Below are 14,155 nucleotides of genomic sequence, written 5' to 3'. Positions count from 1 at the left end.
ATGTTGATGGTAACTTTGACAATAGATGGACAGGAAGTTGAGATTGAAGAAGGAAAAAGTCTAATTGATGCTGCCAATAAAGCCAATATAGATATCCCTACATTATGTTATTTAGAAGGGGTAAATGAGCCAGCAGCCTGTAGAATTTGTGTTGTAGAGATAGAAGGAGAGCGGAATTTACAGCCAGCTTGTACATATCAGGTGAGGGATGGATTAGTAGTTAGGAGTAATACTCCAGAGATTTTAGATTATAGAAAGACAGTTTTGGAGCTGTTATTATCTGATCATCCCTTTGACTGTTTAACCTGTGCTGCTAATTTAAATTGTGAATTGCAAGCTTTAGCTGACCAGTTTGGGGTTAGACAGGTAAGTTATCAAGGTAAGAAGAATGAATATCCAGTGGATGATCTATCTCCATCATTAGTACGAGAGCCAAGTAAATGTATTATGTGTCGCAGATGTATCAATGTCTGTTCTAAAATTCAAGAAGTTCATATTTATGATGTACTGGAAAGAGGATTCCCAACAGTTGCTGGCCCTGCTTTTAATGATAGTTACTTAGATACCCCATGTATTACTTGTGGACAATGTATTTTAGTCTGCCCGACAGGGGCTTTACATGGCAAAGATAATAAAGGAGAAGCGTGGCAAGCTTTAAAGGATCCTGATAAACATGTTGTCATTCAAACAGCCCCAGCAATTAGAGTTACAATCGGTGAATTATTTGGAATGGAGACAGGGAGTCTAGTAACTGGTCAATTAGTAGCAGCATTAAAGAGGCTAGGCTTTGATAAGGTCTTTGATGATTGCTTTGGAGCCGATGTTGTAGTTATGGAAGAAGGACATGAATTGATGGAGCGATTAGAAAGTGATCAAGATCTACCACAGTTTACTTCCTGTTGTCCAGGGTGGGTTAAATTCTGTGAAAGCTTTTATCCAGAATTAATTCCTAATTTATCCTCTTGTAAATCTCCTCAACAGGTTTTTGGAGCTTTGGTTAAAACTTATTATGCTCAAGAAGCAGGAATAGACCCTGAAGATATATATTCTGTGTCAGTAATGCCTTGTGTAGCTAAAAAGTATGAAGCTGCTCGACCCGAAATGAATGACAGTGGACAAGACCGAGATGTAGATCTTAACTTAACGACTCGGGAGTTAGCTGAAATGATCAAAGAAGCTGGATTGGACTTGACTACATTAGAAGAGGAAGAGTATGATGAGCCAATGGGTTATGCTTCAGGAGCAGGGGTCATCTTTGGCTCGACTGGAGGTGTCTGTGAAGCAGCACTGCGGACAGTTTATGAAAAGTTAACGGGAAGAGAGCTTGACAAACTGGAATTAAAAGAGGTCAGAGGGAAGGATTTTAAAGAAGGGGAGCTTGAATTAGATGATGGTAGAACTATCAAAGCAGCAGTAGCACGAGGAACAGGTAATGCCAGAAGGTTGATTCATCGGTTACAGACTGGAGAACGTGATTATGATTTTGTAGAGGTGATGGCTTGTCCGAATGGAGGGTGTGTTGGAGGGGGAGGCCAGCCAGTTTATGCAGGATATGATAATTGGACTAGAATGGGGGAGGCCTATGTTAGTAGAGCAGAGGGGTTATTTACTGCTGATCGCAACAAAGAACATCGCAAAGCCCATGAAAATCCATTTGTCCAGAGATTATATGACAGATTTTTAGGTCAACCGCATGGTGAAAAATCACAAAAATTGTTACATACAGGGTATGTAGATCGGAAATTGTATACTTATCAGGAGCAGGCAGAAGAAAAAAAGCAAGAAAAGAAGGAAAAAGAGTAAGCAAAGTAGAATAATAAAAAAGAGAAAGCAGTATTTCAGGGATACTACTTTCTCTGTAGAGTGGGTCACTATTTAGTTGTAACAATATTTCTTAAAGACTATGAATCATTCCATGAACCAGCTTTTGACTGGAACTTGGTTTATCTATTTGAAAAGGTAGGAGGGCAGTATTTCAGGGATACTGCTCTCCTAGTAGAGTGGGCTAAGTTTAACCATTAAGTGCTTTTTCTTCAGGCCCATGAACCAATTCCATGAATTCATTTACATCAGCTGGAATCTTATCATCAATTAATGAAACTACTACATTAGCAATAACTGCTAACGGTAAGCTGACTAAACCAGGATTCTGAAGGTGTAAGAATGATGGGAGAAAGTCAGCAAAGAAGATTAAGCCAACAGAAGTTATTAGACCAACAAGCATACCGGCAATAGCTCCGTTAGCAGTGGCTCGCTTCCACCAAATACCTAAAGCTAAGACAGGGAAGAAGGTACTAGCTGCAACGGCAAATCCTAAACCTACCAGAAAAGCAACCTGAGCTCCTTCTGCCATTATACCAATTATAGTTACTAAAACACCGATGATCAAAGTAACAATCTTACCTGTTAATACCTGTTGTTCTTCTGAAGCGTTAGGATTGATTAAGCTTATATATAAATCATGAGCTAATGCTGAAGTCAAAGTGATTAATAAACCACTAACTGTAGCTAAGATTGCAGCAACTGCTCCAGCAATTGTAAGCCCTAGCATTGCTTGCCCGCCATAGAAATCACCCATAATTGGAACGGCCAAGTTATTTCCTCTTTCTACTAATGAACTAGACATATATGGTGTCAGAGCCTCACCATGTTCAATCATGGTATAACGAGCTACTGTACCAACATATGGTGCTGCGATATAGAATAGACCAATGAATATCAATACGCCCATTACTGACCATTTTGCTTTAGCACTGGTTGGATTGGTATAGAATCTAGCTAAGATATGAGGTAATCCAGCAGTTCCAAAGCAGAGTCCAACCAATAAGGACATGGTATCTGTAAAGTCTAACCAGTTATGTGGGGCAGTCCAGGCACCTCCAGCAAAATCGAAGGATTCACCACCAGGGAGTGCAAATGAACCTTCAGCAGCAGCGAGGGTATCTAACATTTCTCCATAGCCAACACCTCTTCCCATAGCTAATGCTGCTAAAACAATGATAGCACCGAATAGAACGAAGAACTGAACCACCTGATTTAGAGTAGTTCCTTTCATACCACCAAAGGCAACGTAAATAGTAATTATAATTCCAGAGGCTATTACTCCTGTATTATAAGGAATACCAAGTAATAAGCTCAATACATCACCGGCTCCTACCATCTGTGGAGCAGTATAGAACATAGAGATTGTAATTACACAAATGATTCCCATGATTCTAGCTCGCTTTGAATGGAAACGAGCAGCAACGAAATCTGGAATCGTATACTGACCAAACTTCTTGAGTGGGCCAGCGATAAATGCTAATAATAAAACATAACCTAAGAAGAATCCATAAGCATAGAGCACTCCATCATAACCATGTAAAAAGGTTGCTCCAGCTACACCTAAAAATGAAGCTGCACTTAAATAGTTACCAGAGATAGCAGCAGAGTTCTGGAATACACTAACTCCTTCACCAGCAATATAATAATCCGAACTCGTTCGAGTCATTCTAGTCGTAAAGATAGTAACACCAACAGAAAATAAAACCATAGCAGCTACCAGGACGATAGCTAAAATCGGTAATTCAGTCATTTAATATCCCTCCATTGCTCGTTTTCTATTGATAGATTCTTCAATAGGATATTGAAGATATTCTTCTTCAATTGTTTCATAAGATGTAGATACTTCAGGTAATAAACTTTTTTCTTCCGTTTCAAGCAAGTTTTTAGCGTGGGAGAAAGAAAGGATCCAGGTACTGATAGCATAAACAAACACAGTAGCTACCAATCCAATAGATAAAAGTGGTAATTCAGTCATTTGAAATGCCTCCTTTTTATAATTGATTTTAGTTAACTCTAATTAACGAACAAACTGTAATATAACCGAGGTATCACCTCCTTAGTTTAGTTAATATTTTAAATATTCAGAATATTTAAAATATTAAAAATAGAACTCCCGATCAAGCAAAAAGTATATAGAAGATCCAGTAGGGGAGTTGAATTTAAGATTTTATATAATAAGTAGGCTAAAGTTCTATAGGGAGTTATTCAACTTTTTTTCGTTCAACGTAACCATATAAACCTAAGCAAATTTGTTCTACATTTCCATATGAATCTATACAGTTGGTGTTATCTTCATCTTCAACTAATGAAAAGTCATCATTTTCTAATAATGCCTTTAAGAAAAATCTTCCTTTATGAGTAAAAGTAAATCTTTGTTCCAAGTAAATTTCATCAATTTGGTTAATAGCTTGGATCAATCCTTTTTCTGTACATTTTTCTATTGCAGTAAAGATTTCTTTTTTAGAGTAGCCTAACTTTTCTATTTGTTCAAATGACATAATTCCATTTTGATTTGTTTGATAAGCTGCTAGTAGGAATTCTTCTAATGTCTCATTCATGATGGAGTCCTCCTTAAGTAGTAAGATGTTTATAAGTATTATTTGTAAAAACAATGATATTATACTTAAAATTATCAATTAATTCCAATATATTCATAATATTCTGAAAATTAACTGTAATTAAAAAACGTTTGGAGCAATTGGAGAAATAAGATTTAATTTATTTTAGGATAAGTGTACTAATTATTATATAGCATTAAGGTTTAGATGTCAAGGGTAAATTGAAAAAGATTTAAATTAATATTAAAATTGAAATAATTATGTTATAGTATTATATGGTCATTAGCTATATTTATATTTATGCGAGCAAGTAATAAACTGTTCAAACTTTTTATTTCTTTTTTGAGAATCTTAAAATCTAATATAGCTTATACTTATGTAAAAAGACAAATAGTATGCTATTTAAAACAATGCTCTGCAGGAATAATTAATTAAATTGAGAATTAATGACTAATGATTAGTAATTAGTAATTAGTAACTAGTAATTAGTAAAAGTCAAATGCGGACAAAAACACTAGATAATAAAAATAGTTAGAAGTATAATTTCTTCAATCTTTATTTTAATTTTAAGCTTGTGGTTTATATCATGACAAGGAGGGGTTAGAAGTGTTAAAGCAATTTTCAGTTAAGAGTACTCAAAAGACTGAGTTGGTTGATTTAACTGCTAGAGTGAAGAAGATAGTTAAAGAAGTAGGTATTAAAAGTGGATTATGTACTATTTATATACCTCATACTACTGCTGGGATTACAATTAATGAAAATGCTGATCCTACTGTTAAAGAGGATATCTTAAAACAAGTAAATACGGTAATTCCCTTTGAAGATAATTATCAACATTTAGAAGGGAATTCAGCTGCTCATATTAAGGCGACATTATTTGGTTCATCGGAACAGATTATTATAGAGCAAGGAGATTTGTTACTGGGAACTTGGCAAGGGATTTATTTTGCTGAGTTTGATGGGCCAAGAACGAGGAAAGTACATATTAAATTAATAGAAGGGTAGGGGATTAAGATGTTAGTAGATTATCATATTCATCCATTAGGGCATCAAGATAGAGCTATGACAGCAAAGAATCTGAAGGGATTTATGGAGGAAGCAGTTAAAAAAGGCATAGCAGAGATAGGATTTGCTGATCATAATCGTTATTATCAGCAGTTTGATTTTGAATTAATTCGTCAGGTAGCAGAAGATTTTTCTGAGTTAAAGGTTAGGGCTGGAATAGAGATGGATTATACTCCAGGAGAAGAATTAGAAATCAAGGATTTTTTGGAGCAGTTTGAATTAGACTATGTAATAGGTTCAATCCATTATCTAGATGGGTGGATGTTTGATCATCCAGATTATAAAGCTGAATATCAAAATTGGGATCTAGCTGAGTTGTATCAAACTTATTTCAATTATATTAAACAAGCAGCCCAGTCTGGTTTATTTGATTTCTTAGGTCATTTAGATCTAATTAAGATCTTTAATTTTAAGCCTGAGGGTAATATTTTAGAGATTGTAGCTCCTGTATTAGAGGTAATTGCAGAAAATGATCTAGCGATTGAGATCAATACTAATGGATTAAATAAGCCTGTCGGGGAATTCTATCCTAGTAAGAAGATTCTAGAAAGAGCTTATCAATTAGAGATTCCAGTAACCTTAAGCTCTGATGCTCATATTGCTCAGCGAGTAGGGGAGAATTTAACTGAGGTCAGAGATTTATTAAGAGGGATTGGTTATAGAGAAGTTGCTACTTTTAAAAGTAGGGAGCGAAAGATGGTTGAGTTGTAACTAGTAATTAGTGACTAGTGACTGGTGATTAGTAGCTTAAGTCAAATTTTAGAAAACTTAATTTTGTTGACAAGCAATGTTAAATATTATAATCTAGACTATATGTTAAGCTTAAGTCTAAATTTAAGTTTAAGTCTAAGTAAAATCTGAACCTCAGTCTTGAACTTGAATTTGTTTACTTTAAAAGGAGGATAAAATGACAGTAAGAGAAGATATTAGAAATATAGCAATTATAGCTCATGTTGATCATGGGAAGACGACTTTAGTTGATGGAATGTTGAAAGAGAGTGGTATTTTTCACGCTAAGCAGGAAGTTGAAGAGCGGGTTATGGATGATAATGATTTAGAAAAAGAACGAGGGATTACAATCTTATCTAAGAATACAGCTGTTGATTATCAAGGGACTAAGATCAATATTATTGACACACCTGGTCATGCAGATTTTGGAGGAGAGGTAGAGCGGATTTTGAAGATGGTTGATGGTGTTTTATTGGTTGTTGATGCTTTTGAAGGGCCAATGCCCCAGACCAAGTTTGTTTTGACTAAAGCTTTGGAGTTGGATCTAACCCCAATTGTAGTGATTAATAAGATCGATCGACCGAAAGCTAGACCGGAAGCTGTTGTAGATGAGGTATTGGATCTATTTATTGATTTGGGGGCGACAGAGGAGCAGATTGAATTCCCAGTGATCTATGCTTCAGCTTTAGAAGGATTTGCTCAAGAAGATTTAGCTGTTGAAAATGATAATTTGGAGCCGTTATTTGAAGCGATCCAAGAGTATATCCCAGGTCCAGAGGGAGAATTGGATGCTCCTTTACAAATGATTGTGACTACTATTGAATATAATGATTATGTAGGACGGATGGCTCTAGGTAAGATCAATCGTGGTCAACTAACAGAAGGTGAGCAAGTAGCTATCTGTAAGCGAGATGGTGAAGTTGATTCCAAGAAGATCTCGAAATTATTTACATATCATGGTTTGGAGAGGAAGGAAGTAGCTGAAGCTAAGGTAGGAGAAATTGTAGCTGTAGCAGGTTTGGAAGGGATTAATATTGGAGAGACGGTTGCTGATTTAGAAGAGCCAGAAGCTTTGCCTTTTGTTAAGATTGAGGAGCCGACAGTAGCAATGACCTTTACAACCAATGATAGTCCCTTTGCAGGTCAAGAAGGTGATTATGTTACTTCTCGTAAGTTAAAGGAGCGGTTATTGGATGAACTAGAAAGAAATGTTGCCTTACAAGTTGAGGAGTTGGCCCCTGATACTTTTAAGGTTTCAGGTAGAGGTGAGTTACACTTATCCATCTTAATCGAAACGATGCGTCGGGAAGGGTATGAACTTCAAGTTTCTAAGCCAGAAGCAATTATTAAGGAAGAAGATGGTCAGAAGCTAGAACCGATTGAAGAAGTTACTATTGATGTTCCAGAGGAATTTATGGGGACAGTAATTGAACAGTTAGGACAACGGAAAGGCCAAATGCAAGAAATGACTCATTTGAGTGAAACTAGAGTTAGATTGGTTTTTGAGGTACCAGCTAGAGGTTTGATTGGATTTAGATCTGAGTTTCTAACCAAGACTAAAGGAGAAGGAATTTTAAATCATAACTTCTCTTGTTATGATGACTATCGAGGAGAGATCTTTACTAGAAAGACGGGATCAATAGTAGCTGATCGGCAAGGAGAGGTTAGTAGGTATGGTATCTTTAATGCTCAAGAAAGAGGGACTATATTTGTTGAACCTGGGGTAAAGGTCTATGCAGGAATGATCGTTGGTTCTAATTCTAGAGAGCAGGATCTAGATATTAACATCTGTAAACAAAAGAAGCTAGATAATATGAGATCAGGTTCTGCTGATGAGGCAATGATTTTGACTCCAGCAACTGAATTGAGCTTAGAGGAAGCTTTAGAATATATTACTGAAGATGAGTTAGTAGAGGTAACGCCTAAAAATATTAGATTACGCAAAAAGATATTAAATAAGAAGCAGAGGATTAAGAAGAATAGAGATTAGTGATTAGTAACTAGTGATTAGTGACTAGTCACTGGTAAATAGAGGAGGGAGAAGAAAGGATGGTAGAGTTATCAACACGAATTAGTCAAATTCAAGCTTCGCCGACATTAGCAATCAGTGCTGAGGCTAAGCGGTTAAAAGAAGAGGGGAGAGATATAATTGGTTTGGGGGCTGGTGAGCCAGATTTTGAGACTCCCCAACATGTAAAGCAAGCAGGTATAGAAGCAATTCAAGAAGGTTTTACTACTTATACTGCTACGGTGGGAATTAAGAAATTGCAGGGAGCTGTCTGTACTAGATTCAAGGAAGATAAAGGGTTAGAGTATCAGACTGACCAGGTGATTATTTCTACTGGTGCTAAACAATCTTTATTTAATGCTTTACAGGCTATAATAAATCCTGGTGATGAGGTAATCTTACCTGTCCCTTATTGGGTCAGTTATCCAGAGCAGATCAAGTTTGCAGGGGGCAGACCTGTCAAGGTTAAGACTGCTGAAGAAGATGGTTTTAAATTAACTGCTCAGCAGCTTAAAGAAGCAATTACACCTCAGACTAAGGCTATAATTATTAATAGTCCTAATAATCCGACTGGAGCAGTTTATACTAAACAGGAGTTAGTTGAGCTTGCTGAGGTGATAGTTGAAGAGGATATCTTAGTGATTGCTGATGAGATCTATCAAAAGATAAGTTATGAACAGGATGCTATCAGTATTGCTGCTTTAGGGCCAAAGATTAAAGAGCGAACAGTTGTGATTGATGGTGTTTCTAAAGCTTATGCGATGACAGGATGGAGGATTGGTTATGCTGTTGGCCCGCAAGAAATTATTGCAGCTATGGGAAGATTGCAAAGTCACAGTACTTCTAATGCCAATTCAATTGCTCAAAGGGCAAGTATAGCAGCTTTATTGGGCACTCAAGAGCCGACTCTTGAGATGAAAGAAGCCTTTGATCAACGGAGAGAAATTATAATTGAGGGTTTAAATCAGATTTCAGGGTTAAAAGCAATTAAGCCTGCAGGGGCTTTTTATCTCTTTGTTAATATCACAGGATTAGTAGGGAAGACAATAGCAGGTCAAGAAGTGACTGATGATCAAAAGTTAGCAGAGTTATTATTACAAGAAGCAGGAGTGGCTACGATACCAGGCTCTGCTTTTGGTCAGCCAGGATATTTGCGGTTATCTTATGCTGCTAGTGAAGAGCAGATAACAGAAGCAATTAAGCGGATTAATAGCTTACTAAATAATTAAAATAATCTTTGAGAGTTGAATAAAGTTGCCAGCTGGCAACTTTATTCTTTTTTGATTTCAAAAGAGACTATAGCTTCAGGCTGGATCATAAACCAGAGTAGATCTAGTTGATATTCATTACCCTCGATGATTATAATTCTTCCGTCAAGGGTTTCAGCTATTAAGTTACCGTCGATTGTATCTATTTCACGACCGATTAGACTTTTAAGGAGATTGAAGATCTTCTGTTTTAATTCTTGGGTGATATGTTTGTCTAAATCTGTTTCAATTTTGACTTGTAGCTTTTGGATGATCTTCTTTCTTTCTTCAGCTAAGCTTTCTTCTAATTGTTCTAATTGAGCTGTCTGGTTTTTTAGGTTGCTCTTTAATTCTTCTTTTTCGTAGATTAGCTGATCAATTTGGTGCCCTACAAAGAGGTTAAGTAAGGTAGCTCCAATAATAACTCCCAAGATAAAGCTGGCTATTAGGCGTGTTAGTTCAGTTTTGGTCAAGGTTAAAAAGTTAAATCCCATCTTAATTTCCTCCAGTGAGGATGGTAATTAGCCAGATACCAAGTTGGGCTCCTATAAAAGCAGCGGTTAAGAGGACAAACTGTCTGATTAAGACACCAACTTTTCCTTCAAAGACTCCTCCTTCAATAATCCTTAAAGTACTAAATGTTCCACCAATGGCGGTGACTACGGCCCATAATTTAATCTCCTGGCTTAATTGAGTCATTGCTTTAAGTGGTGATTCCCCAGTCAGGGTTGCTCCTACACTACCAATAATTGCCCCTCCTAAGACTACTCCTAGGGCGATAAAAAAGACTAAAATCAGTCGGTTCATACAATCACCTACCAGATTAAGTTTATACGAGTATCTGTATTGTTTGTATGATGGAATTATGTCTAATTTAATCACAATTAAGTTTAAGTTTGAGTCTAAGTCTAAGTAAGAGCTAAGCCCTTATGTTTCTAGTGATTGACTTAAACTCAACCTCAGCCTTAAACTTAAGCTATTTATCAATTAAGCTTAAATTTCTTTGATTTTAAACTTGAATAGCTATATTATAAAGGTAGGATAAGTTGCTAATTAATTGGGAAAAATATGAAAGATATTGTTGATGGTTTTTATCTTTTTAATTGTACATTGTAAACTGTAAATTTAAAGTGTCAGGAGGTGAGAATATGAGCCAATTTGTACATCTTCATGTTCATACAGAATATAGTCTCTTAGATGGAGCGGTCAAAACTGAAGAATTGATTGCTCAGGCTAAAAAGGAAGGTATGCCAGCGGTAGCGATGACCGATCATGGGGTGATGTATGGAGCAGTTGAGTTTTATCGGCAGGCTAAAGCAGCAGGGGTCAAGCCGATTATTGGTTGTGAGGTCTATATTACTGATAATCGCTTACAAAAGGATGTTAATAATAAGAAGTTGGCCCATCTGGTCTTATTAGCTGAGAATAATGTAGGTTATCGAAACTTATTAAAATTGGTCTCTCAAGGTTATACAGAGGGTTTTTATTATAAACCACGAATCGATCAGGAATTATTAAGAGAAAATAGTGAAGGATTGATCTGTTTAAGTAGTTGCTTAGCGGGGGAGATTTCTACATTATTAGCTAATGAGCAGACTGAGCAAGCAGAAGAGATAGCTTTAGCTTATCAAGATATTTTTGGCCCAGGCAATTTCTTTTTGGAATTACAAGATCATGGTTTAAAAGAAGAAAAGAGGGTCAATGATGGCTTAGTGCAGTTAAGTAAAAGACTAGAGATTCCTTTAGTAGCAACTAATGATGTTCATTATCTGACCCAAGATGATGCTAAGGTACATGATATTTTACTCTGTATTCAAACTGGTAAGGATGTCAATGATCAAGATCGATTACAATTTCCTAATGATCAATTTTATTTTAAGAGCTCACAGGAGATGGAACAGTTATTTGCTGATTATCCGCAAGCGATTGCCAATACTGTTGAAATTGCTGATAGATGTGAGGTTGATTTAGACTTTGAGCAGATCTTATTGCCGCATTATGAAGTGCCAGCAGGAGAAACGGTTGAATCTTATCTAAGGAAGTTGACTTATCAAGGTGTTGAGAGGAAGTATGGAGAGTTAACTTCTGAGGTTGAAGAGAGGATTGAACATGAACTAGGGATAATTAATCAGATGGGTTATCCAGCTTACTTTTTAATCGTGAGGGATTTTATTAAGTATGCTAAGGATGAAGAGATTATTGTTGGCCCGGGGCGAGGTAGTGCAGCTTCAAGTATTGTTTCCTATCTATTGGATATTACAGAGATTGATCCATTAGAGTATAATCTATTATTTGAAAGATTTTTAAATCCTGCTCGTGTGTCGATGCCTGATATCGATATTGATTTTTGTTATGAGCGACGGGATGAAGTAATAGATTATGTAACCGAAAAATATGGTGCTGATAAGGTAGCCCAGATAATTACCTTTGGTACAATGGCTGCTAAAGGGGCTGTTCGTGATGTAGGACGAGTATTAGGGATCAGTTATGATAAGACTGATAAGGTAGCTAAGGCTATTCCTAATTCACTAGGAATTACCTTAAAAGATGCTCTAGAGGAGTCAGATGAGTTACAGAAATTGTATAACTCTGATAGTGAGGTTAAGGAGTTAATTGACTACTCGCAAAGGATTGAAGGATTAAAACGCCATGCCTCAACCCATGCAGCTGGAGTGGTGATTACTAAAGAGGAGTTGACCAATTATACGCCTTTATACCAGAGTAAAGGTGAGGTTACGACTCAATATGATATGGATACCCTAGAACAGTTAGGGTTATTAAAGATGGACTTTTTAGGTTTGAGAACTTTAACAGTGATTGATAAAGCATTGAGTTTAATCAATGAAAATCGGGCCAACGATTTAACGCCAGGAGATCTTTCTTTTGATGATCCAGCAGTCTTTGAGTTATTGGGCCAAGGGTTAAGCTTAGGAGTCTTTCAGTTAGAAAGTGATGGTATGAGAAGGTTGATTAAGCAGCTAAAGCCAGAGAATATTGAGGATATTATTGCTTTACTTGCTTTATATCGTCCAGGGCCATTAGGCAGTGGGATGGTTGATGACTTTATTGCTCGCCGTCATGGGGAGCAGGAGGTTGAATACCCTCATCCTGACTTAAAGGAGATTTTAGAGCCGACTTATGGGGTGATTCTTTATCAAGAGCAAGTAATGCAGATTGTGCAGCAAATAGCAGGTTATTCGCTTGGTGAGGCCGATATTTTACGTCGATCCATGGGGAAGAAAAAGCCTGAAGTGATGAAGAAACATCGTTCTATCTTCATTAATGGTAATGGAGATATTCCAGGAGCAGTCAATAATGGCTATAGCCAAGAGTTGGCTGAGGAGTTATTCGAATTAATTGAATATTTTAGTGGGTATGGCTTTAATAAGGCTCATAGTACGGCCTATGCCTATGTCTCTTATCAGACTGCTTACTTAAAAGCACACTATCCAGTGGAATTTATGGCAGCTTTATTGACCAGTATTATTGGTAATAGTGATAAAGTAGCTGAGTATATTCTTGAAGCAGAACGAATGGAGATTGAGATCTTACCACCAGATGTCAATCACAGTCGGATCGCTTTTACGGTGGAAGGAGGAAAGATTAGATTCGGTTTAAAAGGGATCAAAAATGTAGGACAGAAGGCGATTGAGGAGATCATTGCTGTCCGGGAGGAAGAGAAGTTTAGCGATTTATTTGATTTCTGTCAACGGGTTGATTTAAGTAAGGTTAATAAAAGAGTAGTAGAAAGTTTAATTAAAGCTGGAGCTTTTGATTCTTTAGGTAATTACCGTTCTCAATTATTGAAGGTATTGCCTGATGCTTTTGCACAAGCCCAAAGAATTCAACAAGAAAGAAGTAATGGTCAGACTAGCTTTCTAGATTTATTTGAGCAGACTGATGATTTCATGGTTGATCAAGTTGAACTACCTGAGATAGAAGAGTTTGATCAACAGAAGCTGTTGGCTTTAGAAAAGGAGATGTTGGGGCTTTATCTATCAGGGCATCCACTAGAACAACACTTGGATAAGTTGGAAGAAAAGAGAAATAAAACCAGCCAAGAGATTAAAGAAGGTAAAGAAAGAGCAATCCTAGGAGGATTAATTACTAATAATCGAGAAATAATAACTAAGAACCAACGTCAGATGTCTTTTTTGACTGTAGAAGATGAAGTTGGTGATTTTGAGGTGATTGTCTTTCCAGATACTTATCAACGGTATCAAGAATTTTTACTAGAGGATGAACCAATTTTAGTAACAGGCAGAGTCAATCAAGAAGGTAAGGTTATAGCTGATAAGATAGGAAGTTTAACAACAGGTGATTTTTCTTCTTCTAGTAAAAAGGAGCCATTCCATTTACAATTAAAGGAGTTTGATCAGCAAAAGCTAGTAGAATTAAAAGATCTGTTAATTGATTTTTCTGGGATGAATCCAGTCTATTTACATTTAATAATTGAAGGCTATCGAGTAAGTATTAGGCTCGCAGCTAAATATAATTTAAATGTAACGCCTAAACTAAGACAGAAGTTGAGTGAATTAAAAGTAAAACACTCTTTTTAGTAGTAATGCATAGTATATTATATGTAGTAATTGGATCTTAATAGAGGGATTAAAAAAGTTAATTGTACAAGTTAAAGGTTCTATTAATATCACTAGCGTTGCATCGTTTTTTATAAAAAGTTCTTGAAAAAATAAAACTCCTTTGATTAAATGGATACGTACTCC

The 14,155-nt window shown here is 36.4% G+C and carries 11 protein-coding genes; 6 read left to right on the top strand and 5 right to left on the bottom strand.

Annotated features, from left to right (window positions below; translation table 11 throughout):
• The first annotated feature begins 6 nt into the window (after positions 1–6).
• Positions 7–1,803, top strand: a complete 1,797-nt coding sequence (locus tag MWH28_RS11145) for an NADH-dependent [FeFe] hydrogenase, group A6 (protein ID WP_248619459.1) — start codon at positions 7–9, stop codon at positions 1,801–1,803.
• A gap of 208 nt (positions 1,804–2,011) precedes the next feature.
• Here MWH28_RS11145 and MWH28_RS11140 read toward each other — a convergent pair whose 3' ends face one another.
• The 3 genes from MWH28_RS11140 to MWH28_RS11130 form a co-directional block, all read right to left on the bottom strand.
• Complete coding sequence (locus MWH28_RS11140) at positions 2,012–3,574, bottom strand: solute symporter family protein (protein ID WP_248619458.1); 1,563 nt, start codon at positions 3,572–3,574, stop codon at positions 2,012–2,014.
• Positions 3,575–3,799 carry a hypothetical protein gene (locus MWH28_RS11135; protein WP_248619457.1) on the bottom strand — a complete coding sequence of 75 codons (225 nt, stop codon included), beginning with the start codon at positions 3,797–3,799 and terminating at the stop codon, positions 3,575–3,577.
• A 226-nt stretch (positions 3,800–4,025) separates the two neighbouring features.
• Positions 4,026–4,382 (bottom strand): hypothetical protein, encoded by a 357-nt coding sequence (locus MWH28_RS11130; RefSeq protein WP_248619456.1) that lies wholly within the window; start codon positions 4,380–4,382, stop codon positions 4,026–4,028.
• Between the two features lie 606 nt (positions 4,383–4,988).
• Between MWH28_RS11130 and MWH28_RS11125 the strand changes: the two genes are divergently transcribed.
• The 4 genes from MWH28_RS11125 to MWH28_RS11110 all read left to right on the top strand — a co-directional run bounded on the left by MWH28_RS11125 (position 4,989) and on the right by MWH28_RS11110 (position 9,413).
• The gene (locus MWH28_RS11125; RefSeq protein ID WP_248619455.1) at positions 4,989–5,387 is read left to right on the top strand and encodes a secondary thiamine-phosphate synthase enzyme YjbQ; all 399 of its coding nucleotides are present in this window, start codon (positions 4,989–4,991) and stop codon (positions 5,385–5,387) included.
• Between the two features lie 9 nt (positions 5,388–5,396).
• Positions 5,397–6,158, top strand: a complete 762-nt coding sequence (locus MWH28_RS11120) for a histidinol-phosphatase HisJ family protein (protein WP_248619454.1) — start codon at positions 5,397–5,399, stop codon at positions 6,156–6,158.
• A 196-nt stretch (positions 6,159–6,354) separates the two neighbouring features.
• Entirely contained in the window at positions 6,355–8,166 is a 1,812-nt protein-coding gene (gene typA / locus MWH28_RS11115) for a translational GTPase TypA (RefSeq protein WP_248619453.1), read from the top strand.
• A gap of 59 nt (positions 8,167–8,225) precedes the next feature.
• Positions 8,226–9,413, top strand: a complete 1,188-nt coding sequence (locus MWH28_RS11110; protein WP_248619452.1) for a pyridoxal phosphate-dependent aminotransferase — start codon at positions 8,226–8,228, stop codon at positions 9,411–9,413.
• Positions 9,414–9,454: 41 nt separating this feature from the next.
• On the opposite strand, the gene MWH28_RS11105 is transcribed toward MWH28_RS11110, so the two are convergent.
• Together MWH28_RS11105 and MWH28_RS11100 are read right to left on the bottom strand one after the other, a co-directional pair.
• Positions 9,455–9,925: a sporulation membrane protein YtrI gene (locus MWH28_RS11105; RefSeq protein ID WP_248619451.1), complete on the bottom strand. Its 471-nt coding sequence runs from the start codon at positions 9,923–9,925 to the stop codon at positions 9,455–9,457.
• A 1-nt stretch (position 9,926) separates the two neighbouring features.
• On the bottom strand, positions 9,927–10,238 hold the full coding sequence (locus MWH28_RS11100) for a YtrH family sporulation protein (RefSeq protein ID WP_248619450.1): 312 nt from the start codon (positions 10,236–10,238) through the stop codon (positions 9,927–9,929).
• A 341-nt stretch (positions 10,239–10,579) separates the two neighbouring features.
• On the opposite strand from MWH28_RS11100, the gene MWH28_RS11095 reads away from it, so the two are divergent.
• A complete protein-coding gene (locus tag MWH28_RS11095) occupies positions 10,580–13,990 on the top strand; it encodes a DNA polymerase III subunit alpha (protein ID WP_248619449.1) in 3,411 nt (1,136 codons plus the stop codon).
• Positions 13,991–14,155: the final 165 nt, after the last annotated feature.

This window comes from Natroniella sulfidigena, from assembly GCF_023223645.1.
GTDB classification, from domain to species: domain Bacteria; phylum Bacillota; class Halanaerobiia; order Halobacteroidales; family Halobacteroidaceae; genus Natroniella; species Natroniella sulfidigena.
The sequence above is the reverse complement of the archived record's forward strand: the minus strand, read 5'-3'. Positions and strand labels throughout refer to the sequence as shown.